The 24,696-nt window shown below is 72.0% G+C and carries 20 protein-coding genes; 8 read left to right on the forward strand and 12 right to left on the reverse strand.

What is annotated here, in order from left to right; translation table 11 throughout:
- Positions 1-97: 97 nt before the first annotated feature.
- The 3 genes from OG514_RS07170 to OG514_RS07180 all read right to left on the reverse strand — a co-directional run bounded on the left by OG514_RS07170 (position 98) and on the right by OG514_RS07180 (position 3,528).
- Positions 98-982 carry an AfsR/SARP family transcriptional regulator gene (locus tag OG514_RS07170; protein WP_266892024.1) on the reverse strand — a complete coding sequence of 295 codons (885 nt, stop codon included), beginning with the start codon at positions 980-982 and terminating at the stop codon, positions 98-100.
- Between the two features lie 298 nt (positions 983-1,280).
- Positions 1,281-1,748 (reverse strand): DUF1772 domain-containing protein, encoded by a 468-nt coding sequence (locus OG514_RS07175; protein ID WP_266892026.1) that lies wholly within the window; start codon positions 1,746-1,748, stop codon positions 1,281-1,283.
- A 73-nt stretch (positions 1,749-1,821) separates the two neighbouring features.
- On the reverse strand, positions 1,822-3,528 hold the full coding sequence (locus OG514_RS07180; protein ID WP_266892028.1) for a von Willebrand factor type A domain-containing protein: 1,707 nt from the start codon (positions 3,526-3,528) through the stop codon (positions 1,822-1,824).
- A gap of 215 nt (positions 3,529-3,743) precedes the next feature.
- On the opposite strand from OG514_RS07180, the gene OG514_RS07185 reads away from it, so the two are divergent.
- The gene (locus tag OG514_RS07185) at positions 3,744-4,439 is read left to right on the forward strand and encodes a DNA-binding response regulator (RefSeq protein WP_266892030.1); all 696 of its coding nucleotides are present in this window, start codon (positions 3,744-3,746) and stop codon (positions 4,437-4,439) included.
- Between the two features lie 20 nt (positions 4,440-4,459).
- Here the strand turns inward: OG514_RS07185 and OG514_RS07190 are convergent, their stop codons facing one another.
- Together OG514_RS07190 and OG514_RS07195 are read right to left on the reverse strand one after the other, a co-directional pair.
- Positions 4,460-5,338 (reverse strand): ABC transporter permease, encoded by an 879-nt coding sequence (locus tag OG514_RS07190; protein WP_266892032.1) that lies wholly within the window; start codon positions 5,336-5,338, stop codon positions 4,460-4,462.
- The gene (locus tag OG514_RS07195; protein WP_266892034.1) at positions 5,335-8,016 is read right to left on the reverse strand and encodes a CocE/NonD family hydrolase; all 2,682 of its coding nucleotides are present in this window, start codon (positions 8,014-8,016) and stop codon (positions 5,335-5,337) included. The genes OG514_RS07190 and OG514_RS07195 overlap by 4 nt, the downstream gene beginning before the upstream one ends.
- Before the next feature lie 126 nt (positions 8,017-8,142).
- On the opposite strand from OG514_RS07195, the gene OG514_RS07200 reads away from it, so the two are divergent.
- Positions 8,143-8,565 carry a GNAT family N-acetyltransferase gene (locus tag OG514_RS07200; protein ID WP_266892036.1) on the forward strand — a complete coding sequence of 141 codons (423 nt, stop codon included), beginning with the start codon at positions 8,143-8,145 and terminating at the stop codon, positions 8,563-8,565.
- 90 nt (positions 8,566-8,655) lie between these two features.
- On the opposite strand, the gene mmsA is transcribed toward OG514_RS07200, so the two are convergent.
- The 4 genes from mmsA to iolC are packed head-to-tail and all read right to left on the reverse strand — an operon-like array spanning position 8,656 to position 13,846.
- Positions 8,656-10,158, reverse strand: coding sequence for a CoA-acylating methylmalonate-semialdehyde dehydrogenase (gene mmsA, locus OG514_RS07205; RefSeq protein WP_266892037.1), 1,503 nt, complete (start codon positions 10,156-10,158; stop codon positions 8,656-8,658).
- Positions 10,159-10,172: 14 nt separating this feature from the next.
- Complete coding sequence (gene iolD, locus OG514_RS07210) at positions 10,173-12,059, reverse strand: 3D-(3,5/4)-trihydroxycyclohexane-1,2-dione acylhydrolase (decyclizing) (RefSeq protein WP_266892039.1); 1,887 nt, start codon at positions 12,057-12,059, stop codon at positions 10,173-10,175.
- On the reverse strand, positions 12,056-12,880 hold the full coding sequence (gene iolB, locus OG514_RS07215; protein WP_266892041.1) for a 5-deoxy-glucuronate isomerase: 825 nt from the start codon (positions 12,878-12,880) through the stop codon (positions 12,056-12,058). The genes iolD and iolB overlap by 4 nt, the downstream gene beginning before the upstream one ends.
- A gap of 9 nt (positions 12,881-12,889) precedes the next feature.
- On the reverse strand, positions 12,890-13,846 hold the full coding sequence (gene iolC / locus OG514_RS07220; protein WP_266900774.1) for a 5-dehydro-2-deoxygluconokinase: 957 nt from the start codon (positions 13,844-13,846) through the stop codon (positions 12,890-12,892).
- A gap of 190 nt (positions 13,847-14,036) precedes the next feature.
- On the opposite strand from iolC, the gene OG514_RS07225 reads away from it, so the two are divergent.
- Positions 14,037-14,972 (forward strand): sugar phosphate isomerase/epimerase, encoded by a 936-nt coding sequence (locus tag OG514_RS07225; RefSeq protein WP_266892043.1) that lies wholly within the window; start codon positions 14,037-14,039, stop codon positions 14,970-14,972.
- Between the two features lie 262 nt (positions 14,973-15,234).
- A complete protein-coding gene (locus OG514_RS07230; RefSeq protein WP_266892045.1) occupies positions 15,235-15,432 on the forward strand; it encodes an AlpA family transcriptional regulator in 198 nt (65 codons plus the stop codon).
- A gap of 74 nt (positions 15,433-15,506) precedes the next feature.
- Here the strand turns inward: OG514_RS07230 and OG514_RS07235 are convergent, their stop codons facing one another.
- On the reverse strand, positions 15,507-17,777 hold the full coding sequence (locus OG514_RS07235) for an MMPL family transporter (protein WP_266892047.1): 2,271 nt from the start codon (positions 17,775-17,777) through the stop codon (positions 15,507-15,509).
- Between the two features lie 163 nt (positions 17,778-17,940).
- On the opposite strand from OG514_RS07235, the gene OG514_RS07240 reads away from it, so the two are divergent.
- Positions 17,941-18,609 carry a TetR/AcrR family transcriptional regulator gene (locus OG514_RS07240; protein WP_266892049.1) on the forward strand — a complete coding sequence of 223 codons (669 nt, stop codon included), beginning with the start codon at positions 17,941-17,943 and terminating at the stop codon, positions 18,607-18,609.
- On the opposite strand, the gene OG514_RS07245 is transcribed toward OG514_RS07240, so the two are convergent.
- The gene (locus OG514_RS07245) at positions 18,587-19,795 is read right to left on the reverse strand and encodes a cation:proton antiporter (protein ID WP_266892051.1); all 1,209 of its coding nucleotides are present in this window, start codon (positions 19,793-19,795) and stop codon (positions 18,587-18,589) included. The genes OG514_RS07240 and OG514_RS07245 overlap by 23 nt on opposite strands.
- 64 nt (positions 19,796-19,859) lie before the next feature.
- On the opposite strand from OG514_RS07245, the gene OG514_RS07250 reads away from it, so the two are divergent.
- The 3 genes from OG514_RS07250 (at position 19,860) to OG514_RS07260 (ending at position 22,747) form a co-directional block, all read left to right on the forward strand.
- Positions 19,860-20,120, forward strand: coding sequence for a hypothetical protein (locus tag OG514_RS07250; RefSeq protein WP_266892053.1), 261 nt, complete (start codon positions 19,860-19,862; stop codon positions 20,118-20,120).
- A gap of 99 nt (positions 20,121-20,219) precedes the next feature.
- Entirely contained in the window at positions 20,220-20,444 is a 225-nt protein-coding gene (locus OG514_RS07255) for a heavy-metal-associated domain-containing protein (protein WP_266892055.1), read from the forward strand.
- 71 nt (positions 20,445-20,515) lie between these two features.
- Entirely contained in the window at positions 20,516-22,747 is a 2,232-nt protein-coding gene (locus tag OG514_RS07260) for a cation-translocating P-type ATPase (protein WP_266892057.1), read from the forward strand.
- Between the two features lie 546 nt (positions 22,748-23,293).
- Here OG514_RS07260 and OG514_RS07265 read toward each other — a convergent pair.
- Positions 23,294-24,583: a citrate synthase gene (locus tag OG514_RS07265; RefSeq protein ID WP_266892059.1), complete on the reverse strand. Its 1,290-nt coding sequence runs from the start codon at positions 24,581-24,583 to the stop codon at positions 23,294-23,296.
- Between the last annotated feature and the right edge of the window lie 113 nt (positions 24,584-24,696).

Consider the following 24,696-nt stretch of genomic DNA (forward strand, 5'->3'; position numbering starts at 1 on the left):
GTGAGTTGCCGCACTTCATTCCCCACCGGTAACTACCGGGGTCGGATCGGGGTTCCCGCCGCCGGTCCGTCCGGCTGTCGGCAGCCCCGCCGGGCGGTCAGCCGACGGAACCCGCCGGTACCAGCCGGGCCCGGGCCGGGTTGTACTGGGCGGGGATGCGGGGCGCGTACACGGGACGGACCGTGGTGTGCCGTACGGCGAGGACCGAGCGCTGGAGGCGACGGAGGCGCGCCGAGGGCTCCATGCCGCTCTCCCCCTTGAGTGCCACGCGCAGCCGCTCGTACACGGTGAGGGCCTCGTCGTGCTGTCCGCAGCGCAGCAGGGCCACCATGTAGTGGGCGTGGAGGGGCTCGTTGGTGCGGTAGCGGGCGACGAGTCCGGAGAGTTCGGAGACGAGTTCGGCGTGCCGGCCGAGGCCCAACTGCGCTTCCATCCACTGGTCGAGGACGCTCAGCCGGGAGGTTTCGAGGCGCTCGACCTCCCTGCGGAGGCGGGGTCCGGCGGCGACGCCCGCATAGGGTTCGCCGCGCCAGAGGGCGAGTGCCTCACCGAGGCGGAGCGCGGCGCGCGAGAGGTCGCCGGCCTCCATGGCGCGGTAACCGGCGCCGGCGGCGCGCTCGAACTGCCGGACGTCGTTGGTGCCGCCGCCGGTGTCGAGCCGGTAGCCGCCGGGCTGGGAGACGAGGATGGCGTCGGCGGTGCGCCGGTCGGACCAGCCGGGACCGGGTTCCGCCGGAGCGGCGACACCGCGCAGCGCACCCGCGATGAGGGTGCGCAACTCGGTTATGTGGGCCTGGAGTTCGACGCGGGCGCCGCGTGGTGCGCCGGACGGCCACAGCTCCTCGGTGAGCACGGTCACGGGGACGACCTGGTCGGCGCTGGCCGTGAGCAGGGCGAGGAGTTGCCGGGGCGCGGCGGCTGTCGGCGTGATCGACACCCCGTGCTCACGTACCGACAGTCCCCCCAGAATCCGGACGTCCACCTTGCCCCCTCAGTGCCTGTGCGGTGTCAGCGCGTGGGATGACTCTCGATGATTAGAAAAGACCCCCGTAGGCATGTCAATAAGAAACCGGAGGGTATGGAAACCCAACCCGGGATATCGGGGTGATTCACCCCCTTTGACCAAGTATGGCGGCGTAAGATTTTCGTCACTGGCGCAGACCAGTACATGCCGGAAGACGGTTTCCGGACTCAGGGGTACGCTTTCGCAGGGCTCTTGCGGATGCGGGGGAGGCCGACACGCACGAGTTCACGCCAGAAACCGGCCGCGAGGTACGGTTCTACAGAACCGCCGCTGCGGTCAGCAGCCCGAACGCGACGACGATCAGGGGCGTACGGACGCGGTGGAAGCCGTTCCAGCGCGCCTCGAAGGCGGCCCGGACGACCGACGGGTCGTCACCCGTGGCCTCCGAGGCGGCCAGCGCGCTGTTCAGCGGGATGTTGCCGCCGAGGGTGACCGCGTGATTGAGGGCCGCGCACACGAGCCCCGCGAGGACCAGCCACTTCTGGGTGTCCGTCCGCCCGTCGGCGGGGACGAAGAACGCGGCGGCGGGGAAGGCGATCACCCCGAGGAAGACGATCAGGAACACGCCCCTCGGCACGGCTTCGTTGATCCGGCGCATCGCCGTGACGAACTCGGCGTCCGTCAGGCGGGCGAGGGCGGGCATGATCCCGGTCTGGAAGATCAGCATGAAACCGGCGTACAGGCCGGTGGTTCCAACGGCGAGGGCGAGCAGCAGGGAGGCCATGCGGCCATTCTGGCCCGCGAGCGGCCGTCGTGACCCGCAAGCGGCCGATCCGACCGGCTGCCCGCCGCTCGCCTCAGCTGTACGGGTCGCCCGACCGCAACTCGCCCTCACGGGTGGCGCCTCCGCCGGAAGCGCCGCCCGGCTGACCGCCCGACCCTCCGTCCTGGCCTCCGTCCTGGCCTCCGTCCTGGCCTCCGTCCTGGCCTCCGTCCTGGCCCCCGTCCTGGCCTTCGGTCCGCCTGATCAGCCCGTCCGCCTGCCGCACGGCCTCGGCCAGCTCGCGCACCACCGCGGAACCCGACCGGCCCGAGATCGCCTCGGCGCGCTCCGCGAGCGCCGGGAGACCCGGGGCGCCCGGCAGCGCGCCGCCCCGCAGCGCGTCGGCGAAGTAGGCGGTGATCGCGGTCAGTTGCAGGCTGTCGTGGCCGCCGCCCCAGATGTCGGCGGTGAGGCCGGCCGTCCCGACCGTGCCGGAACGCTCGTGGGGCGCGCGCGTGGCCGGGTCGAGCCAGCGAACGGTGGCGGTGGCGACCGGACCGGTCGCCCCGGCCCTGGTCCGCACGGCGTACAGCGCGGTGACGGTGTGACCCGCACCGACCTCGCCGCCGTCGACCCGATCGTTCCGGAAGTCCTCGTCGGCGACCTCCCGGTTCTCGTAGCCGATCAGCCGGAACTTCTCGACGGTCCGCCGGTCGAAGGAGACCTGCGCCTTGGCGTCACGCGCGCGCAGTTCGACATGGGCGGGCAGCTGGTCGACGAAGACCTTGCGGGCCTGAGCGGAGTTGGAGACGTACGTGGTCTGGCCGTCGCCCCGGTCGGCGAGCTGCTCCATGAACGCGTCGCCGTAGTCGCTGCCCACGCCGACGCCGAACAGGGTGATCCCGTACTTCTTCCGCTCCTCCTCGATGCGTTCGAGGATCGTCCCCGCCTCGGTGGAGCCGGTGTTGGCGAGCGCGTCGGAGAGCAGCACGACCCGGTTGGTGGCGCCCTTGCGGTGGCCGTCGACGGCCACGTCGTAGCCGGTGCGGACGCCCGCCTCGACGTTGGTGGAGGAGCTCGTCGCGAGCGAGTCCACCACCTCGCGGATCCGGCCGCGGGCGTCGCCCACCCGCGTCAGCGGCAGCCGGGTCTCGGCCTCGCTGCTGAAGGTGACCAGGCCGATCGAGTCGTCGTCACGGAGCTCGTCGGCGAGCAGCCCGAGCGACTCCTTGACCAGGTCGAGCCGTCCCGGCTCTCCCATCGAACCGGAGACGTCGACGACGAAGGTGAGGGCGGCCGGCGGGCGTTCGGCGCCCCGGTCCGCCGCGCGCGTGGCCAGTCCGACCCGGACCAGGGACCAGCCGTCCCGCCCGGCGCGGGCCCCGTCGAGGGTCACGCTGAAGCCGTTGTCCTCCGGCCGCGGGTAGTCGGGCCGGAAGCTGTTGACGAACTCCTCCGGTCGTACGGTCGCCGGGTCGGGCAGCCGCCCCTCGGCGAGGGTGCGGCGGGCGTAGCCGTACGAGGCGGTGTCCACGTCCAGGGCGAACGTGGACAGGTAGTCGGGGGCGGGCGCCCGGGAAGGCCGGCCGTCCTCCTGGACGCCCTCGGGGTTCGCGTTCCCCCCTCCGTCCGGGGCCGCCGGAGCGGTCCGGCCGGTCTCGCGCTTGCCGTGGTCGGCACTGCTTCCGTCGCCTCCCGCTCCGCATCCTCCGACGGCGAGTCCGGCCGCGAGCAGACCCGCGACCGTGGCCGCGAACCGGGCCCGGTGGCGTCCGGCCGCCCCTGTGTCATGTCGTCCCATGTCATCTCCCCCTCCTGGTAGGTCACTTGTGAATGTGACGAACGAGAGGCCCGCCGGGAGCAGTCGAAGGAGTTGCGGATGCATCTCGATGCGGCAACGGCGACGGGGGTGACAGCGGGTGGCATGGATTCGCCATCCTTTTCAACAGGGGTTGTCACCGTGTGCAGTCGCGTGCGTACATGGAGTGGACATCGATCGGGCGGGGGTGGTCAGCGGTGGCAGAGAGCGCGGGCTCCGTGATGCTCGCCCGTTCGGCGATGAACCGGGCCGCGACCGAGGGACAGCGGCCCGCAGGGCGCCCGGTCCGGGGTGCGCGGCGCATCAGCGCGGCGCTCGCCGGGCTGGCCGCCTCCACGCGGTACGAGTTGCTGACCTTCGACGACCCGGTCGCGTCGGCGGGCTTCGCGATCCCCGAGCCGTTCCTGGAGCTGGCGGGAGCGTGCATGCGGGCCGCGGCCGAGCGGGCCGGCGAGGTCAGACGGATCGTGCCGCGGCACGCCCTGCCCCGATTGGAGGGCGGGCTCGGGCTTCCCGGCCGGGCCCGTCTCGCGGAGGCCATCCCGTTCAAGATGATCGTCGTCGACCGGACGGTGGCCGCGGTCCCCCTCGACCTGGAACTGCTCTACAACGGGCTGTTGCTGATCCGCGACCCGGTGGTGGTGCAGGCCCTCGCCCGGGCCCATCACGCCTGCTGGGCGACGGCCGAGGAACTGACGTACACACCGCCTCCCCCACGGCCGCCGTGCGATCTGCCGCCCCAACTGCGCCCGGTGCTCGACGCCCTCCTGTCGGGGCTCACGGACGAGACGGCGGCGGCCCGCCTCGGCATGTCCGCGCGGACGTACAGCCGACGGGTGGGTGAGCTGATGGCGGCCCTCGGCTCGAAGGGGGTGGGTGTGAGAAGACCCTGAGCCCCTCTGGGGCACGGACCCTAGGACACGATGTCCTTGCGGGCGAAGCCGCGGAAGGCGAGCGCGAAGAGGACGAGGGCGTACGTCAACGAGATCGCCGTGCCCTTCACCATGCCACCCCACTCCAGCTGCGGCTGGAGCGCGTCGATCCAGGCGAACTGCCAGTGCGCGGGCAGGTATTCGCGCCAGTCGCCGAGGGCCGTGACGGCGTCCAGGACGTTGCCGACGATGGTCAGTCCGACGGCGCCGCCCACCGCGCCGAGCGGGGCGTCGGTGCGGGTGGACAGCCAGAAGGCGAGTCCCGCGGTGACCAGTTGGGAGGCGAAGACGAAGGCGACGGCGACACCGATGCGGAGCACCGCGTCCCCGGCGGGCACCGCGCCGCCGGTCGGCAGCTGCAGCGGCCCCCAGCCGTAGGCGACCGAGCCCACGGCCAGGGCCACGAGCGGCAGGAGGACCATGGCGGCCGCGCTGTAGGCGAGGGCGACCGTCAGTTTGGAGGCGAGGAGCCGGGACCGGGGCACCGGCGCGGCCAGCAGGTAGCGCAGGGAGGACCAGCTCGCCTCGGAGGCGATGGTGTCCCCGCAGAACAGCGCCACCGGGATGACGAGGAGGAAACCGGCGGAGACGAAGAGGCAGGTCGCCGCGAAGTTGGCGCCGGAGGCGGTCGCCGTGTCCATCAGGGTGATGCGGCCGTTGCGGCCGCCGTCCGAGTCGCCGCCGATCGCGAAGGCGATCAGCAGGACGAACGGCAGGGCGACCAGGATGCCGCCCATGATCAGGGTGCGGCGGCGCTTCCACTGGCGCAGGGCCTCGACGCGGAGCGGCAGGGTGCGCCCGGCGCGGTAGCCCGGGGCGGACTCCACGGGAGCCGTGGGGGTGTCGAGCAGCGGGCTCATGCGGCTCCTCCTCCGATCAGGGTCAGGAACGCGTCTTCGAGGCGCCGGTGCGGTCCGACACCGGTCAGCGGTACGTCGAGGCCGACGAGTTCGCCGATGAGGGCGGTCGGGTCGAGGCCGTCGAGGCGGACGAGGATCCCGCCCTCGGTCCGGGTCGCCGTGGAGACGCCGGAGAGGGCGTCGATCTTCTCCACGAGGGCGTCGGGGACGGGGGCCCCGAGCGTGACGAGCAGGGTGTCGCCGGAGCCGGTGATCTCGGCGACCGGTCCTGCCTGCACGAGCTGTCCCCGGTCCATGACGACGAGATGGGTGCAGGACTGCTCGACCTCCGCGAGGAGGTGGCTGGAGACGATGACGGTACGGCCGCCGGCCGCGTACCGGATCATCACCTCGCGCATCTCGCGGATCTGCGGCGGGTCGAGTCCGTTGGTGGGCTCGTCCAGGATCAGCAGGTCCGGCAGGCCGAGCATGGCCTGGGCGAGGGCGAGGCGCTGTCGCATGCCCTGCGAGTAGGTGCGGACGGCCCGGTCGAGGGCGCTGCCCAGGTTCGCGATGCGCAGGGCCTCGTCGACATGGGCGTCCTCGGCGGGTCGGCCGGTGGCCTTCCAGTACAGGTCCAGGTTCTCCCGGCCGTTGAGGTGCGGCAGGAATCCGGCGCCCTCGACGAAGGAGCCGACCCGGGAGAGCACGGGGGCGCCGGGCCGGATGGCCTGGCCGAAGACCCGGATCTCGCCCTCGTCGGGGGTGATCAGGCCCATCAGCATGCGCAGAGTAGTGGTCTTTCCGGCGCCGTTGGGTCCGAGGAGGCCGAGGACCTGGCCCTGCTCGACGCGGAAGGACAGGTCCTTGACGCTGTACCGGTCGCCGCCCTTGTACTTCTTGGAGAGCCCGGTGATCTGGAGCGGTACGACGGCCAGTGCGGGGTCGGGCGCGGGGGCGGCGGTGCGGCGGCGGGCGGTGAGGAGCAGTGCGGCGGCGACGGCGAGGCCGAGGAGCGGCAGCCCCCAGACCCACCAGGGCAGGGCGGCGGCCTGGGTGTCGAGGCCGGGCGCGGTGGGGACGGTGAGCGGGCTCTCGACGGCGACGGTGTAGCCGGCGGGGGCGGTCGGAGAGGCGTAGCCGAGGTCGGTGGCGGCGACGACGAGCCGGAGCCGGTGTCCGGCCTCCACCTCGTGGTCGATCGCGGGCAGGGTGAGCGTGACGCTCTTCCCGCTCTTGGCGCCGTCGACGCGGACGGGGGCGACGAGTTGGGCGGGCAGCACCTGCTGCCGGCCGTCGGGCCCGACGTCGTACACCTTGGCGAAGAGGACGGCGGAACCGTCGGTGGCGGTGGAGGTGACCTTGACGCGGACGGTCGGGCTGCCGGTGATCCGGAGCGGCTCGTCCTGCGGCTTCGCGTCGAACCGGGCGTGCTGGCCGGGGAAGTCGAGGGAGAGGCCGACGCCGAGGGAGGAGAGTCCGGCGACTCCGCCGCCGAGGCCGGGGACGGCCGAGACGGCGGGCGGTGCGGCGCCGGCGGGGTTGGCGAAGGTCTGCGCCGGTCCGGCGAGCGGGACGCTCGTGGCGCCGGCGGTGAGCCCCGGGTAGCGGTCGGCGGTCGCGGCGCGCAGGGTGGCCTGGCCGTCGGTGGAGTCGACGCCGCCGGTGCGGCTGACGCGGAACGCGGGGCCGGTGTCGACGGAGGTGTCCTTCTTCAGCCAGCGGTCGAACCAGGTGCTGATCCGCCGCTCGACGCGCTCGGTCTCGCGGTCGCCGCCGTCGTGACCGCCGGCGATCCAGTCGACGGCGACGGGGGCGCCGTTGGCGGTGAGGGTACGGGCCATGGCGTCGGACTGGGCCAGGGTGAAGAGCGAGTCGGACTGGCCCTGGACGAGGAGCGCGGGCACCTTGACGTGGGCCCCGACGGCGGACGGGCTGCGGGCTTCGAGGAGCGCGCGGGCGGCGGCGTCGGGCTTTCCGGCGACGGCGACGCGCTCGTAGAGGGAGCAGAGTTCGGGGGTGAAGCGGCCACAGGCGGCCGCCTGACCCGTGGCGGCGTCACCCGTGGAGGCCTTCCCCGCCGTGGCCGGGGCTCCCGGCTGGTTGCCCGCCGAGAAGAAGATCCCGGCCCAGAGCTTCTTGAAGACGCCGTCCGGGAAGAGCGCGTCCGCGAGGTTCCAGTAGGTGATCTGCGGGGCGATGGCGTCGACGCGCGCGTCGTGCCCGGCGGCGAGCAGGGAGATCGCCCCGCCGTAGGAGGCGCCGGTGACGCCGACGCGCGGGTCGCCGGGCTTGTCGAGGAGGACCTCGGGCCGGGCGGCGAGCCAGTCGATCAGCTTCCGGGCGTCCTTGACCTCGTGGTCGGGATCGTTGAGCCCGATCTCGCCGGTGGAGGCCCCGAAGCCGCGCGCGGACCAGGTGAGGACGGCGTATCCGTCCCGGGCCAGTTGCTCGGCCTGGGCGCGGACGTCGTCCTTGGAGCCGCCGAAGCCGTGGCCGAGGAGGACGGCCGGCCGTCGTCCGTCACCGTCCCCGGTGAAGTACGAGGTGTCGATACGGGCGCCGTCGAGGTCGAGCATCCGGTCCGCCCGGTGCACGGGCGGCGGATCGTCCGAGGCGACGGCGGTCCAGGTGCCGGCACCCGCGAGAACGGCGAGGACGGCGGTGACCGCGGCCCACCGGGGAAGTCGGAGTCGCATGGTGTCGAGCCTAAGCGGGGACGCTGTGCACCACGGCTGCCGCGAGACGGAGGTACCGGACCTCCTCCGGTCGTACGCGTACGGTCCGTGTACAGCAGGCGCGGTACGCGGAGACAGGGAGACGGCATGGAGATCCGGCGGGCGACGACGGTGGCCGAGCTGCTCGCGGCGGAGCATCTCTACGACGGTCCGGCGCGCGAGGACTGGGCGGCCCGCTTCCTGGCGGCACCCGGGCACCTGATGCTCATCGCCTACGCCGAGGACGGCTTCCCGGCCGGGTTCGTCTCCGGGATCGAGATGCTGCACCCGGACAAGGGGGCGGAGACGTGCCTCTACGAGCTGTCGGTGGACGAGGGCCACCGGCGGCGCGGGGTGGGGCGTGCCCTGACGGAGGCGCTGCTCGCGGCGGCCCGGGAGCGGGGCTGCCGGGGTGCGTGGGTGGGCGTGGACACGGACAACGATCCCGCGCTGGCGACGTACCGGTCGGCGGGCGCGGCGGACGAGGGCGTGTTCTCGATGCGCGGCTGGACCTTCACCGAGGACCACTGAGGCCGGAGACGGCCGACGGTACCGAGACGGCCGACGGCCCCCGGGGTGTGCTGTCAGCACCCCGGGGGCCGTCGCCGTGAACCGCCCGCGTCAGTGGTTGCGCGGGAAGCCCAGGTCCACGCCCGCCGGGGCGTCCGACGGGTCCGGCCAGCGGGTGGTGACGACCTTGCCGCGGGTGTAGAAGTGCACGCCGTCGTTGCCGTAGATGTGGTGGTCGCCGAAGAGCGAGTCCTTCCAGCCACCGAAGGAGTGGTAGCCGACCGGCACGGGGATCGGCACGTTCACGCCGACCATGCCGGCCTCGACCTCCAGCTGGAAGCGGCGGGCGGCGCCGCCGTCGCGGGTGAAGATCGCGGTGCCGTTGCCGAACGGCGAGGCGTTGATGAGGGCGAGGCCCTCCTCGTACGTCTCGGTGCGGAGCACGCAGAGCACCGGGCCGAAGATCTCGTCCTGGTAGGCCTTGGCCGTGGTCGGCACGTGGTCCAGGAGGGAGAGGCCGATCCAGTGGCCGTTCTCGTGGCCCTCGACCGTGTACCCGGTGCCGTCGAGGACGACCTCGCAGCCCTCGTCCGCCGCGCCGTGGACGTACGAGGCGACCTTGTCGCGGTGGACGGCCGTGATGAGCGGGCCCATCTCGGAGGTGGGGTCGGCGCCGGGGCCGATCTTGATCTTCTCGGCGCGCTCGCGGATCTTCTGGACCAGCTCGTCGCCGATGGAGCCGACGGCCACGACGGCCGAGATGGCCATGCAGCGCTCGCCGGCGGAGCCGTACGCCGCCGAGACGGCCGCGTCGGCCGCCGCGTCGAGGTCGGCGTCCGGGAGGACCAGCATGTGGTTCTTCGCGCCGCCGAGCGCCTGGACGCGCTTGCCGTTGGCGGAGGCGGTGGTGTGGATGTAGCGGGCGATCGGGGTCGAGCCGACGAAGGAGATCGCGGAGACGTCCGGGTGCTCCAGGAGGCGGTCCACGGCCACCTTGTCGCCGTGCAGGACGTTGAAGACACCGTCCGGGAGGCCCGCCTCGGCGAGCAGTTCGGCGATCTTCAGGGACGGCGACGGGTCCTTCTCGCTCGGCTTGAGGATGAAGGTGTTGCCGGTCGCGATGGCGATCGGGAACATCCACATCGGCACCATGGCTGGGAAGTTGAAGGGCGTGATGCCGGCGACGACGCCGACGGGCTGGCGGATGGACGCCACGTCGACCCGGTTCGACACCTGGGTGGACAGCTCGCCCTTGAGCTGGGTGGTGATGCCGCAGGCCAGGTCGACGATCTCCAGGCCGCGGGCGACCTCGCCGAGCGCGTCGGAGTGGACCTTGCCGTGCTCGGCGACGATCAGCTCGGCGATGGCGTCGCGGTTGGCGTCGAGCAGCGCGCGGAACTTGAAGAGGATGGTGGTGCGCTGGGCGAGCGAGGAGGTGCCCCAGGTGGCCCAGGCGTCCTTGGCGGCGGCGACGGCGGCGTCGACCTCGTCGACGGAGGCGAGCGCGACCTGCGTGGTGACGGCACCGGTGGCCGGGTCGGTGACCGGGCCCCAGTTGCCCGACGTGCCCTCGACGGTCTTGCCACCGATCCAGTGGTGGACGGTCTTCGTCATGACGAGTTACTCCTTCAGAGATGGCGGCGTCGGGCGGTGACGTGCCGGTCGTACTCCTCGCGTGCCTTGACCGCCGACGGGCGGGTCGAGGTCTCGGCCACGGGCACATCCCACCACGCCTGGGCCGGGGGCGGGCCCGACACAGTGTCTGCCGTTTCGGTCTCGACGTAGACACATGTGGGAACCGTTGCGGTCCGCGCGTCCGCGAGGGCTTCCCGCAGGTCACGAACGGTGCGGGGGCGTAGCACCCGCATGCCGAGGGAGGCGGCGTTGGCGCCGAGGTCGACGGGGAGCGGCGGACCGGTGAAGCCGCCGAAGGCGTCCCGGTGGCGGTAGTCGGTGCCGTACCGCTCGGCGCCGACCGCCTCCGAGAGGCCGCCGATCGAGGCGTAGCCGTGGTTCTGGAGGACGATCAGCCTCAGGGGGAGTCGTTCCTGCACGGCGGTGACGATTTCGGTGGGGTTCATCAGATACGTACCGTCGCCGACGAGTGCCCAGACGGGCCGGTCGGGCGCGGCGAGCAGGACGCCGAGGGCGGCGGGGATCTCGTAGCCCATGCAGGAGTAGCCGTACTCGACGTGGTACTGGTCGGGTGAGCGGGTCCGCCACAGCTTGTGGAGGTCGCCGGGGAGCGATCCGGCGGCGTTGATCAGGATGTCGCTGCCGTCGACCAGAGTGTCGAGTGCGCCGAGGACCTGGGCCTGGGTGGGGCGGGCGTCCTCGTCGGGGACGGCGTAGGCGGCGTCGACCTGCTCCTGCCAGTCCCGCTTCGAGGAGGTCCACCGAACCATGTCCTGGCGGTGGTCCCCGAGCGCCTTGGTGAGCGCGGTGAGGCCTTCGCGGGCGTCGGCGACGAGCGGCAGCGCGCCCAGCTTGTGGGCGTCGAAGCCGGCGATGTTGAGGTTGACGAAGCGGACGCCCTCGGGGAAGAGGGTGCCGGAGGCGGTGGTGAAGTCGGTGTAGCGGGTGCCGACGCCGAGGATCAGGTCGCTGGTGGCGGCGAGGGCGTTCGCGGTGGAGCTGCCGGTGTGGCCGATGCCGCCGGTCTCGCAGGGGTGGTCGTACGGCAGGGCGCCCTTGCCGGCCTGGGTGGTGGCGACGGGCATGCCGGTCCGCTCGGCGAAGGTCCGCAGGGCGTCCTCGGCTCCGCTGTACCCGACTCCGCCGCCCACGACGATCAGCGGGCGCTCGGCCGCGCGGATCGCCCGTACGGCGGCGTCGAGTTCGGCGGCGTCGGGGCGGGGGCGGCGGACCCGCCAGATCCGCTCGGCGAAGAACTCCTCCGGCCAGTCGTACGCCTCCGCCTGCACGTCCTGCGGCAGGGCGAGGGTCACCGCGCCGGTCTCCACGGGGTCGGCGAGGACCCGCATCGCGGCGAGCGCGGCCGGGATCAGGGCCTCGGGGCGCCCGACCCGGTCGAAGTACTTCGAGACGGGACGCAGACAGTCGTTGACCGACACGTCGCCCGCGTAGGGGACTTCGAGCTGCTGGAGTACGGGGTCGGCGGGTCGGCCCGCGAAGGTGTCGCCGGGCAGGAGCAGGACCGGGAGGTGGTTGACGGTGGCGAGGGCGGCGCCGGTGACGAGGTTGGTGGCGCCGGGGCCGATGGAGGTGGTGACGGCGTGCGCGGAGAGGCGGCGGGACTGCCGGGCGTAGCCGACGGCCGCGTGCACCATGGCCTGTTCGTTGCGGCCCTGGTGGAAGGGCATGAGCGCGGGGTCCTCGACGAGGGCCTGCCCGATTCCGGCGACGTTCCCGTGGCCGAAGATGCCCCAGGTGGCGGCGATCAGGCGCTGCCGGGCGCCGTCGCGCTCGGTGTACTGGGCGGCGAGGAAGCGGACGAGCGCCTGGGCGACGGTCAGCCGGACGGTCGTACTGCGCGCGCTGCTCACGCCGCTCATGCGTATCCCTCCGTGTGGTCCGGGTGGAAACAGATCTTCCACTCCCGCTCGGGTCCGGGGCCCGCCATGACGTTGAGATAGAAGAGAGCGTGACCCGGCTGGGCGATCGAGGGGCCGTGCCAGCCGTCCGGCACGAGGACGGCGTCGCCGTCCCGGACCTCGGCGAGGAGGTCGGCGCCGCCGGGCCGGGAGGGTGAGATTCGCTGGTAGGCGAGGGCGCCCGGGTCCTCGATCTCGTAGTAGTAGATCTCTTCCAGGACGGACTCGGCGCCGGGGCGGTGCTCGTCGTGCTTGTGCGGCGGGTAGGAGGACCAGTTGCCGCCGGGTGTGACGACCTCGACGGCGATGAGCCGGTCGCAGTCGAAGGCGTCGGCCGAGGCGAAGTTCCGCACCTGGCGGGCGCGGTTGCCGCTGCCCCGGGTCTCGACGGGAACCTCCGGCGCGGGGCCGTAGCGGGCGGGGAGTCGTCGCTCGCACTTCGCTCCTGCCAAAGCGAAGCGGCCTCCCGCACCGGAGGCGATCTGGGCGTGGGCGTCGCGCGGTACATAGGCGAAGTCGGTCACTCCGTCGAACACGCTCGCGCGGCCCAGGAGTTCGAGGATCTCGCCGTCGACGCGCACGCTACAGGCACCGGAGAGGGGAAGCACGACCCATTCGGAATCCCCGCTCTCGAAGGAGTGGATCCCGCCGGGCCCGAGGGTGAGGACGCGGAGGGCGGAGTACGTCCAGCCGGCCCGCCCGGGGTCGATGTCGAGCCCGTACGGGCCCCGGGCGGCGGTCCCGGCGGGGAGGTGGAGGGACGGGGGGTGATCGGTACGCATGACTGCCCCCTACCCCTTTTCCGCGAGGGTGCCGCTTCCGCTCGCGAGTGCCCGGGTGATCTGTGGCAGGTCGGGCATGGCGGACGAGCAGGCGAGACGGCCCGCGACGATCGCGCCGGCGGCGTTGGCGTGGCGCAGGGTGGTCTCCAGGTCCCAGCCGGCGAGCAGTCCGTGGACGAGCGCCCCGCCGAACGCGTCGCCCGCGCCGAGGCCGTTGACCACCTCGACCGGCAGCGGCGGCACCTCGGCGCTCGTCCCGTCGGCGGCGAGCGCGAGGACGCCCTTGGGGCCCTGCTTGACGACGGCGAGCCGGAGGCCGCGACCGCTGTCCGAGGTGAGCAGCGCGCGGGCCGCCGCGTACGGCTCGCGCTCCCCGGTCGCGATCTCGCACTCGTCGAGGTTGCCGACGGCGACGGTCGCGTGCCGCAGCGCCTCGGCGTAGTACGGGCGGGCCGCCTTCGGGTCCGCCCAGAACATGGGCCGCCAGTCCAGGTCGAGGACGGTCGTCTCCCGCCCGGAGCGCGCCCGCAGCGCCGCCAGGGTCGCGGAGCGGCTCGGCTCGGCGGAGAGTCCGGTGCCGGTCGCCCAGAAGACCCGGGCGGCGCGTATCGCGTCGAGGTCCAGCTCGTGCGGGTGGATCTCCAGGTCGGGGGCCTTGGGGCGGCGGTAGAAGGTGAGCGGGAAGTCGTCGGGCGGGAAGAGCGCGCAGAAGGTGACGGGGGTGGGGTACTCCTCGACCTCGGTCACCCAGCGGTCGTCGACTCCGAAGCCCTTGAGCTCGCGGTGCAGATACGTCCCGAAGGGGTCGGCGCCGGTGCGGGAGACGAGCACGGTGCGGCGGCCGAGCCGGGCGGCGGCGACGGCCACGTTGGCCGGGGAGCCGCCGAGGAACTTGGCGAAGGTGTCGACCCGGTCGAGGCCGACCCCGGCCTGGAGCGGGTACAGGTCCACGCCGAGGCGCCCCATGGTGATCAGGTCGTACGGCTCCGACTCCACCCGCGCCACCTCTCGCGTCCGGCTTCCCGCACCCAGGTCTAGCCGTCCGCCCGGAGGCGTGTCAACGATATGTCCGGACATTCTGACGACAGGACCGAGCCCGTGCGGGCCGGAGCGGCGTCCTTGACGCTGCTCTCACGCCCCGGTCAAGGTGGCAGGCATGACGAAGCCGTCACCGCAGCCGTCCTCGCCCTCCGCCCTGTCGCCGTCCCGGATCCGGATCGGCTCCGCCCCGGACTCGTGGGGGGTGTGGTTCCCCGACGATCCCCGGCAGGTGCCCTGGCAGCGCTTCCTCGACGAGGTGTCCGGCGCGGGCTACGAGTGGATCGAGCTCGGCCCGTACGGCTATCTGCCCACCGATCCGGCCGTCCTGACGGAGGAGACCGCGCGGCGCGGCCTCAAGGTCTCGGCGGGGACGGTCTTCACCGGCCTCCACCACGGGCCGGACGTCTGGGAGCGGACCTGGGCGCACGTCGCCGAGAACGCGGCCCTGGCTCAGGCGGTGGGCGCGGGCCATCTCGTCGTCATCCCGTCGTTCTGGCGGGACGACCGGACGGGCGAGGTCCTGGAGGACCGGACGCTCACGGCCGGCCAGTGGCGGGACCTGACGGGGCTCACGGAGCGGCTGGGCCGGGAGGTGCGGGAGCGGTACGGGCTGCGGATCGTCGTCCATCCGCACGCGGACACCCATCTCGACGACGAGGAGAGCGTGACGCGGTTCCTCGACGCGACCGACCCGGAGGCGGTCTCGCTCTGTCTGGACACCGGGCACTACGCGTACGCCGGCGGGGACAGCGTCAAGCTGATCGAGACGTACGGCGAGCGGATCGGCTATCTGCATCTCAAGCAGGTCGACCCGGAGATCCTGGCCGGGGTGGTGGCCGAGGGGGTGCCCTTCGGTCCCGCGGTGGGGCGCGGCGTGATGTGCGAGCCGCCGTCCGGGGTACCGGCCCTGGAACCGGTGCTCGCCGCCGCGTCGGCGCTGGACGTGGACCTGTTCGCGATCGTCGAGCAGGACATGTACCCGTGCGAGCCGGATGTCCCGTACCCGATCGCGCTGCGCACCCGGCGCTTCCTCCGCTCCTGCGGCGTGTGACCGGCGCATACCTCTCTGACCAGGGGTGACGCACGTGGACACACCGGTGTCCCGATGCCTCACTTTCGTCACGTGCGTCCCTTCGGTGTCACGCATATCCGCGTTACGCGGGTTTTCCGTCACAGGCGCTCGACAGGCGCTCTCCTCCGGTCTGGAGGGGTCGTTGCAGGGGGCAATGGCTCAGTGATCGCCATCGCACGCCCGCAGCGCCCCCGAACGGCACCCCCGCCGCCGCTGCGCGGCGCGCAGGGAGGTACCAGGCATGACGGACAGAAGGCTCTGGTCGTACAAGGACATCGCCGCACACATCCGGGTGCAGCCCGACACGGTCCGCTCCTACCGGAAGCACGGACTGCTGCCGACCCCGGACCACGTGGAGTCGGGCAAGCCCTACTGGTACGCGGACACGATCCGCGCCTGGGTCGCCAGCCGCCCCGGCAACCGGGGCCGCCGCGACTGACCTGACGTACCGCCCCACCCCCACAGCCCCAGGGCCGGACCCGGTGATCCCGGGTCCGGCCCTGTGCGTGGGTGTCACGGGTGGAGCGGGCTCATCTCACGGCGCTCCTCGGGTGTCTCCTCGGACGGCTCCCGAACGCCCGGCTCCGGTGCGGGGGCCGGCGCGTCCGACTCGCTGATGCCGAAGCGGTCGTGGAAGCGCCGCAGCGGGCCGGGTGCCCACCAGGTGAGGCGGCCGGTCAGCTTCATCACGGAGGGGACGAGGAGGCTGCGGACCACCATGGCGTCCATGAGGACGGCGAGGGCGATGCCGAGGCCGAGCATCTTGGTGTTGGTGACACGGGAGGTGCCGATGGCGACCATGACGACGGCGAGGATCACGGCGGCCGCGGTGATGAGCCCGCCGGTGTGGCGCAGGCCGAAGCGGACGGAGTGCTCGTGGTCGCCGGTGCGGTCGTACTCCTCCTTGATGCGGGAGAGCAGGAACACCCCGTAGTCCATGGAGAGTCCGAAGGCCACGCAGAACATCAGCACGGGCAGGGTGGTCTCGATGTCGCCGGTGGGGGTGAAGCCGAGGAGTCCGGCGAGGTGCCCGTCCTGGAAGACCCAGACCACCGCGCCGAACATGGCCGTGAGGCTGAGGGCGTTGAGGACGACGGCCTGGACGGGGATGAGGACGCTGCCGGTGAGCAGGAAGACCAGGAGCAGGGTGACGAGGACGATGACGGCCGCCGCCCAGGGCAGCCGTTCGGCGAGGGCGTCCTTGGAGTCGACGAGGACGGCGGCCTGCCCGGTGACGGAGGTCTCGAACGGGGCGGGTGCGGCGCGCAGTTCGGTCACGGCGCGCTGGGCGTCGGCGCCGACGGTCTCGCCCTCGGGCACGACGGTGAAGTAGGCGTGGCCGCCGGGGGCGGTCACGGGGCCGTCGACGCGTACCACGCCGTCGAGGGCGCCGATCCGCTCGCGGTAGGCCGCGTACTGCGCGGGGGTGGCCTCGCCCTCGGCGAGGACGGTGAGGGTGCCGCCGGGGTCGCCGGGGAAGCCGTGCCGCAGCTCGTCCTGGACGACCCGGGAGGAGGCGGTGACGGGGAGCTGGCGGTCGTCGGCGGTGCCGAGCTTCACGCCGAGGAAGGGCAGTCCGAGGAGGACGAGTCCGGCGGTGGTGAGGACGGCGAAGACCGGCGCCCTGCGCATCACGAGCGCGGCGGCCCGCGCCCAGCCGGCCCCGGCGCCGTCCTGACCGGGGGCCCGGCCGCGCCGGAGGAGGCGCCGCAGGTCGAGTGCGTTGATCCGGTCGCCGAGCAGCACGAGGGCCGCCGGCAGCAGGGTGAGTGCGGCGGCCGCGGCGAGCAGGACCACGGCGATCCCGGCGTACGCGAAGGAGCGCAGGAAGTACTGCGGGAAGAGCAGCATCGCGGCGAGCGAGACGGCGACGGTCAGGGCGGAGAAGAGCACGGTCCGCCCGGCGGTGCGCAGGGTGGTGCGGACGGCGGTGTACGTGTCGGCCCCCGCGGCGAGTTCCTCGCGGTAGCGGCGGACGACGAACAGGGCGTAGTCGATGGCGAGTCCGAGGCCGAGGGCCGTCGTCAGGTTCTGCGCGAAGACGGAGACGTCGGTGAACTCGGTGAGGCCGCGCAGGACGGCGTTGGTGCCGAGGATGGCGACGATGCCGACGCCGAGCGGCAGCAGGGCGGCCACGGCGCTGCCGAAGACCATGACGAGCAGGACGAGGGTGAGGGGCAGGGCGATGAGCTCGGCCCGCAGCAGGTCCTCCTGGATGACCGTCTGCATCTCGTGACGCACGGCGAGTCCGCCGCCGAGGGAGACGTCGACGGGGCCGTGCGTGCCCCGGTACTCGGGGGCGATGCGGTCGAGGACCGCGGCGGCCTCCTTCTCCTCGCCGGCGATCCGGGCGGCGATCACGGCCTTGCGGCCGTCCTCGGAGCGGAGGGCGGGCGAGCCGGTGGACCAGTAGGAGCCGACGCCGTCGACGCCGGGCTCGGCGTCGAGCCGCTCGGCGAGCCGCCGGGCCTCGGCGGCGACGGCCGGCGCGTCGGTGCCGGCGGCCCCGGCGTCGACGAGCAGGAGCAGGTTGGGCTGGGAGCCGGGGAACTGGCGCCCGAGGGCCTCGGTGGCGTACGTGGACTCGGCGGCCGGGTCCTCCCAGCCGCCGCTGCCCATCCGGTCGGCGACCCCGCCGCCGGCCAGCACGGCGAGGGCGGTGAGGACGAGGGCCACGAGAAGGGTGAGGCGCGGTCGGGCGGTGACGAACCGCGTCCAGCCGCCCGACCTCTCCCCGCTCGGAGGCCTGCCCCCTGCGGGTGCGGTCTTCTTGACTTCGGCCATGACGAGGTGTCCCCTTCACCTGACCCATGTGCTCGCTTCCCGGCAGGTCACATGGGTCGCCCGTTGCCATAGACTGGCAAACACGAGTGATCACTCGCGTTTCTCAAGAATGCGAGCGACCTCTCGTGTTTGTCAAACGCGTAGAGGAAAGCTGGAGACAGCCATGTCCGAGGACAGGACCGAAGAGCCGAAGGCGCCCCGCCGCCAGGCGCGCGGCGAGCGCCGTATCGCACAGCTGCTCCAGGCCGCCGCGAACGTCTTCTGCGCGAACGGCTACACCGCGTCCAGCACCAACGCGATCGCCCGCGAGGCCCATGTCTCGCCGGGCACGCTCTACCAGTACTTCCCGAACAAGGAAGCCATCGCGATAGAGCTCGGCGAGCGCCTGCTGCAGGAGATGCGGGAGGCCCACGGCCAGGCGTTCACCGCGGAGAACCTCGCCCTGCCGCTGCCCGAGCTGCTCGACGTCGTCGTCGACCCGATGATCGAGTTCAACTGCGAGAACCCGGTCTTCCTCGCCCTGATGCACGGCTCCGAGGTGCCCGGCCGGATCGCGGAGGAGCACGACGCCCTGCACGCCTCGCTCCTCGCGCGCGTGCAGGAGGTGATCGCCCACTACGCCCCCGAGCTCTCCGAACGGGAGCGTGCCCGTGTGGCCGACATGACCTTCGTGACCTTCAAGGGCGGCCTGGAACTCATCCTCGCCGCACCGGAGGGGGCCGAGCGGGACGCGACGATCGCCGAGCTGAAGACCCTCCTCCTCCGCTACCTCGGCCCGCTGACCGACGGGCAGAGCCCGGAACCGTCGGTCACCACGACTCCGAGCCGGTGACCTGCTCGGACGGGAGCACCTTCGCACCCGACCGCGACTTCAGCGCGAGCAGCGGGAAGGCGAGCACGGAGACCATGCCGGCCCCGACGAGCGCCGCCGCCTCGCCGGCCGTCATCGCCTTGTCGTCCACGCCGATGGTCGTGATGGCGACGACGAGCGGCAGCGCGGTCGAGCCGTAGAGGACGAGCCCGCCCTGGTCCTTGCGGTCCAGGTCGCGCGGGGCGAGGAACCAGATCGGTCCGCCCCGCACGGCGAGGAAGAGCAGCAGGAAGACCGGCAGCAGGAGCAGGGTGCGGCCGCCGTCGAGCAGCGAGGCCAGGTCGAACTCGATCCCGGTGACGACGAAGAAGAGCGGCACGAGGAAGCCGAAGCCGACGCCCTCGATCTTCTCCAGGATCTGCGGCCCCGACTCGGGCGCGGCCCCGGTCAGCACGAGCCGGGTGATGAGTCCGGCCGCGAAGGCGCCGAGCAGGACGTCGAGTCCGAGGGCCTGCGAGGCACCCAGCATCAGGGCGAGCAGCAGGAAGACGAACCGGACCGCGAACTGGCCGCTGCTGTGCAGGGTCTTGGCGATGATCCGGGAGAACCACGGCGGACGCGGCCGCAGCGCCCAGAACACGGCCCCGGCGGTGAGTGCGGCGAAGACCGCGAGCAGCACGGTCGACTCGCCCGCGCCGCGCCCGCTGAGCAGCAGGGCCATCGCGACGATCGGGCCGAACTCGCCGACCGCGCCGAAAGCCATGACCACCGAGCCGAACCGCCCGTGGAGGTCGCCCGCGTCGCGGAGCACGGGCAGGACGGTGCCGAGCGCGGTGCTGGTGAGCGCGACTCCGATGAACACGCCCTTGGTGTATCCGCCGCCGAGGAGAACGCCGGTGGCGAGTCCGAGCCCGAGGGCGATCAGCCAGGCCCAGACGGAGCGCCGGAGGGTGTCGCCGCGGACCTTGCCGAACTCGATCTCGTACCCCGCGAGGAAGATCAGCATGGCGAGGCCGAGCTCCGAGAGCCCGTCGATCAGGGCGTCGGGGTGGGCCCAGTCCAGGACGTCGGGGCCGATCAGGATGCCGAGCAGGATCTCGAAGATGACGAGGGGGACGGGGATCTTGCGCCCGACTCCGTAGGCGAGCAGCGGCGCCAGGACGGCGATCGCCATGATCAGGATGAGCGTGGTCCCCGAATGCGACATATCGGGTATTTACCATAAGGTCCAGTCAGACAGCCTGCCGGCAGAGGGACTTGGAGGGCTTCGCGTGCACGAGTATCCGCCCACCACCCGGACACCCGCACCCACTCCCCGGCCCCAGGCGCCACCGGTTCCGGTGCTGCACGCGCTCTGGGACTCGATGCACGGGATCGCGCTCTGGCTGGTGCTCCGGGTGACCACCGCCGACCTGGACCGTTCGCTCTTCGCCCAGGGACACCTCCCGCAGCCCACCTCCCGGCAGGAGCACCTCTTCACCCTCTTCTCGGTGGGCGGGCTCGCCCTGGTGACCCTCGCCGGACTCCTCTGACTGAGGTCGCCGGCGCGGCGCGCGAGGACCTGACTGGGAATTTATACCCCCTAGGGGTATAATCGGTGGTGTAGGCCCTGAACCCACGAGGAGAACGCCATGACCGCAGAGACGAAGACCGACCTCACCACCGTCTACCAGGTCAAGGGCATGACCTGTGGCCACTGCGAAGGCGCGGTGTCGAGCGAGATCTCCGAACTGCCCGGCGTCTCCTCGGTCACGGCGGTCGCCGCCACCGGACAGGTGACCGTCGTCTCCGCCGCCCCGCTCGACGAGGAGGCCGTCCGCGCCGCCGTCGACGAGGCCGGCTACGAGCTGGTCTGACCACTCCCCCTCACCACCTCGCAGGGCCGTACCGTTACCTGGTACGGCCCTGCTCCCGTTTGGAACCGCACATGACCTCCAGCACCACCGCACCCCCCGTCGATGTCGCGGTCACCGAGCTGACGATCGGCGGGATGACCTGCGCCTCCTGCGCGGCCCGCGTCGAGAAGAAGCTCAACCGCATGGACGGGGTCACCGCGACCGTCAACTACGCCACGGAGAAGGCGCGCGTCGAACACCCCCCTGAGGTCGGGGTCGAGGCACTGATCGCCACCGTGGTCAAGACCGGCTACACCGCCGAGGAACCCCCGCCGCCCGAGCCCCCGGTCGAGGCTCCGGAGCAAGGACCCGAGCGGGACCCCGAGCTCGCCTCGCTGCGGCAGCGACTCACCGTCTCCGCGCTCCTCGCCGCGCCCGTCGTCCTCCTCGCCATGGTCCCGAGCCTCCAGTTCGACAACTGGCAGTGGCTCTCGCTCACCCTCGCCGCCCCCGTCGTCGTCTGGGGCGGGCTGCCCTTCCACCGGGCCACCTGGACCAACCTCCGGCACGGCGCCGCCACCATGGACACCCTCGTCTCCGTCGGCACCCTCGCCGCCTTCGGCTGGTCGCTCTGGGCCCTCTTCCTCGGCGACGCCGGCATGCCCGGCATGCGGCACGGCTTCGACCTGACCGTGGACCGCTCCCACGCCTCCTCCGCGATCTACCTGGAGGTCGCCGCAGGAGTCGTCACCTTCATCCTCCTCGGCCGCTATCTGGAGGCCCGCGCCAAGCGGAAGGCGGGCGCGGCGCTCCGGGCCCTGATGGAACTCGGCGCCAAGGACGTGGCCGTCCTGCGCGGGGCAACGGAGGTACGGGTGCCGGTCGCCGCGCTGCGGGCCGGCGACCTGTTCGTCGTACGGCCCGGGGAGAAGATCGCCACCGACGGCACCGTCACCGAGGGCGCCTCCGCCGTCGACGCCTCCCTGCTCACCGGCGAGTCCCTGCCGCTCGACGTCACCGGGGGCAGCACGGTCACCGGCGGCTGCGTCAACGTCTCCGGCCGGCTCGTCGTCCGGGCCACCCGGGTCGGCGCCGACACCCAGCTCGCCCGGATGGCGAAGCTCGTCGAGGACGCCCAGAACGGCAAGGCCGAGGTACAGCGGCTCGCCGACCGGATCTCCGCCGTCTTCGTCCCGGTGGTCCTGCTCATCGCACTCGGCACCCTCGTCACCTGGCTGCTGACGACCGACGACCCGACGGCCTCCTTCACCGCCGCCGTCGCCGTCCTGATCATCGCCTGCCCCTGCGCCCTGGGCCTCGCCACCCCCACCGCCCTCATGGTCGGCACCGGCCGGGGCGCCCAGCTCGGCATCCTGATCAAGGGCCCCGAGGTCCTGGAGTCCACCCGCCGCGTCGACACGATCGTCCTCGACAAGACCGGGACCGTCACCACCGGTCGGATGTCCCTGCGGAAGGTGTACGCCTACGAGGACGCGGGCATCGACGAGGACGGGCTGCTGCGGCTCGCGGGAGCCCTGGAGCACTCCTCCGAGCACCCGGTGGCCCGCGCGGTCGCGGCCGGCGCCGCCGAACGCTGCGGGGAACTCCCCGTACCGAAGGCCTTCGAGAACGTCCCCGGACTCGGCGTCCGCGGCTCGGTCGACGGCCACCTGGTCCTCGTCGGCCGTGCCGCCCTGCTCGCCGCGGAGGACGTCGAGGTCCCGGCGGGAGCGGAGCCCGGCGCCGTCCACGTCGCCTGGGACGGGCTCGCCCGGGGCACCCTGACCGTCGCCGACACCGTCAAGGACACCAGCGCGGAGGCGGTCACCCGACTGCGCGCCCTCGGGCTGCACCCGGTCCTCCTCACCGGGGACCACCGGGCCGCCGCGGAGTCCGTGGCGGCGGAGGTCGGCATCGACGAGGTGATCGCGGAGGTCCTTCCCGAGGAGAAGGCCCAGGTGGTCCGCCGCCTCCAGAAGGAGGGCCGGACGGTCGCGATGGTCGGCGACGGGGTGAACGACGCGGCGGCACTCGCCACGGCGGACCTCGGCCTCGCGATGGGAACGGGCACCGACGCGGCGATCGAGGCGAGCGACCTGACCCTCGTACGGGGCGACCTGCTGGTCGCGGCCGACGCCATCCGCCTCTCCCGTCGCACCCTGTCGACGATCAAGGGCAACCTGGGCTGGGCCTTCGGCTACAACGTGGCGGCACTCCCGCTCGCGGCGGCCGGACTGCTCAACCCGATGATCGCCGGCCTCGCCATGGCCTTTTCGTCCGTCTTCGTCGTATCCAACAGCCTTCGGCTACGGCGCTTCGTCTGAATTCACCTACACGTGACGCACAGGACCTTCACAAGGAGACCTAGATCACAGATATTGGGGGGTAACCATCTGGGCTGTTCGCGAGTCTAAGTGGGCGATGCCGAGAACGTCTTGGGGGACGTTCATGGAATGTCTTGGGGGATGTTCCAGGCAAGCGTTGGCCGGGGCACGTGCACCGGGGAGCTTTGAGCGGCCCTCCCGTACGTACCCCGGCAGACCGCGTCGCGCCGACCCGCGCAGCTTCTGCTGACACCCGCAGACGCCCGGCCCGGATCCCGTGGGGGGAATCCGCACCGGGACATGGGAAGCGCCCCGCTCGTCGACCCGTGGGGGGATCGACGGCGCGGGGCGCTTCCTCTTTTTTGGGGCTCGGTTCGCCTCCGGGGCGCTACAGCCGGTGTTGGCGCGACGATCGTGCTCGACCCTCCTTCGTCGGGCCTCCGCGCGTTCGTCACGCCAACACCGGCGCGCCCCTTTGGCTCACTCGCCCTATGGCGCACCCCGCGGTCGTCATGGACGACCAGGGGTACGCCCTAGGGGGTGGCTTCAGCGGCCTTCGACCGGGACGAAGTCGCGGAGGATCTCGCCCGTGTAGATCTGGCGCGGGCGGCCGATGCGGGAGCCGGGCTCCTTGATCATCTCGTGCCACTGGGCGATCCAGCCGGGAAGGCGGCCGAGCGCGAAGAGCACGGTGAACATCTCGGTCGGGAAGCCCATCGCGCGGTAGATGAGGCCCGTGTAGAAGTCCACGTTCGGGTAGAGGTTGCGCGAGACGAAGTACTCGTCGGAGAGCGCGTGCTCCTCCAGCTTGAGCGCGATGTCCAGCAGCTCGTCGGACTTGCCGAGGGCCGAGAGGACGTCGTGCGCCGCCGCCTTGATGATCTTGGCGCGCGGATCGAAGGACTTGTACACCCGGTGGCCGAAGCCCATCAGGCGGACGCCGTCCTCCTTGTTCTTCACCTTGCGGATGAAGGAGTCGACATCGCCACCGTTGGCCTTGATGCCTTCGAGCATCTCCAGGACCGACTGGTTGGCGCCACCGTGCAGGGGGCCCCACAGGGCCGAGATGCCGGCGGAGATCGAGGCGAACATGTTCGCCTGCGAGGAGCCGACCAGACGCACGGTGGAGGTCGAGCAGTTCTGCTCGTGGTCCGCGTGCAGGATCAGCAGCTTGTCGAGCGCGGAGACGACGACCGGGTCCAGGTCGTACTCCTGCGCCGGGACCGAGAAGGTCATGCGCAGGAAGTTCTCGACGTACCCGAGGTCGTTACGCGGGTAGACGAAGGGGTGACCGATCGACTTCTTGTACGCGTACGCCGCGATCGTCGGCAGCTTGGCGAGCAGCCGGATCGTGGAGAGGTGGCGCTGCTCCTCGTCGAACGGGTTGTGGCTGTCCTGGTAGAAGGTGGACAGCGCGGAGACCACCGAGGACAGCATCGCCATCGGGTGGGCGTCCCGCGGGAAACCGCGGAAGAAGTTCTTGACGTCCTCATGGACGAGCGTGTGCTGCGTGATCTCGTTCTTGAAGGTCGCCAGCTCGTCGACCTTGGGAAGCTCACCGTTGATCAGCAGGTACGCCACCTCAAGGAAGGTGGAACGCTCGGCCAGCTGCTCGATGGGGTAACCGCGGTACCGCAGGATCCCCTGCTCACCGTCGAGGTAGGTGATCGCGGATTTATAGGCGGCGGTGTTGCCGTATCCGCTGTCGAGGGTGACCAGACCGGTCTGGGCTCGGAGTTTCCCGATGTCGAAGCCCTTGTCGCCGACGGTGCTCTCGACCACCGGGTAGGTGTATTCACCGTCCGCGTACCGCAGTACTACAGAGTTGTCGCTCACGTCATCCCTCACCGACGTAGTGCCTCTTCTTCGAGGTGCCCTGACTGTCTCTACCATCCCCCATTTGGCTCAGGAGAGTGCACTCGGGGTCGACCATTGGGCCAATCGGCGGC

The organism is Streptomyces sp. NBC_00572, from assembly GCF_026341815.1.
Taxonomy (GTDB): domain Bacteria; phylum Actinomycetota; class Actinomycetes; order Streptomycetales; family Streptomycetaceae; genus Streptomyces.

What these genes read in the sequence shown, in the direction of transcription:
- OG514_RS07175 (WP_266892026.1), bottom strand. Translation starts at nt 1,748, where the DNA reads ATGGCCTCCCTGCTGCTCGCCCTCGCCGTTGGAACCACCGGCCTGTAC.
- OG514_RS07180 (WP_266892028.1), bottom strand. Translation starts at nt 3,528, where the DNA reads ATGGGACGACATGACACAGGGGCGGCCGGACGCCACCGGGCCCGGTTC.
- OG514_RS07190 (WP_266892032.1), bottom strand. Translation starts at nt 5,338, where the DNA reads ATGAGCCCGCTGCTCGACACCCCCACGGCTCCCGTGGAGTCCGCCCCG.
- OG514_RS07195 (WP_266892034.1), bottom strand. Translation starts at nt 8,016, where the DNA reads ATGCGACTCCGACTTCCCCGGTGGGCCGCGGTCACCGCCGTCCTCGCC.
- OG514_RS07200 (WP_266892036.1), top strand. Translation starts at nt 8,143, where the DNA reads ATGGAGATCCGGCGGGCGACGACGGTGGCCGAGCTGCTCGCGGCGGAG.
- mmsA (WP_266892037.1), bottom strand. Translation starts at nt 10,158, where the DNA reads ATGACGAAGACCGTCCACCACTGGATCGGTGGCAAGACCGTCGAGGGC.
- iolD (WP_266892039.1), bottom strand. Translation starts at nt 12,059, where the DNA reads ATGAGCGGCGTGAGCAGCGCGCGCAGTACGACCGTCCGGCTGACCGTC.
- iolB (WP_266892041.1), bottom strand. Translation starts at nt 12,880, where the DNA reads ATGCGTACCGATCACCCCCCGTCCCTCCACCTCCCCGCCGGGACCGCC.
- iolC (WP_266900774.1), bottom strand. Translation starts at nt 13,846, where the DNA reads ATGGGGCGCCTCGGCGTGGACCTGTACCCGCTCCAGGCCGGGGTCGGC.
- OG514_RS07225 (WP_266892043.1), top strand. Translation starts at nt 14,037, where the DNA reads ATGACGAAGCCGTCACCGCAGCCGTCCTCGCCCTCCGCCCTGTCGCCG.
- OG514_RS07230 (WP_266892045.1), top strand. Translation starts at nt 15,235, where the DNA reads ATGACGGACAGAAGGCTCTGGTCGTACAAGGACATCGCCGCACACATC.
- OG514_RS07235 (WP_266892047.1), bottom strand. Translation starts at nt 17,777, where the DNA reads ATGGCCGAAGTCAAGAAGACCGCACCCGCAGGGGGCAGGCCTCCGAGC.
- OG514_RS07240 (WP_266892049.1), top strand. Translation starts at nt 17,941, where the DNA reads ATGTCCGAGGACAGGACCGAAGAGCCGAAGGCGCCCCGCCGCCAGGCG.
- OG514_RS07245 (WP_266892051.1), bottom strand. Translation starts at nt 19,795, where the DNA reads ATGTCGCATTCGGGGACCACGCTCATCCTGATCATGGCGATCGCCGTC.
- OG514_RS07255 (WP_266892055.1), top strand. Translation starts at nt 20,220, where the DNA reads ATGACCGCAGAGACGAAGACCGACCTCACCACCGTCTACCAGGTCAAG.
- OG514_RS07260 (WP_266892057.1), top strand. Translation starts at nt 20,516, where the DNA reads ATGACCTCCAGCACCACCGCACCCCCCGTCGATGTCGCGGTCACCGAG.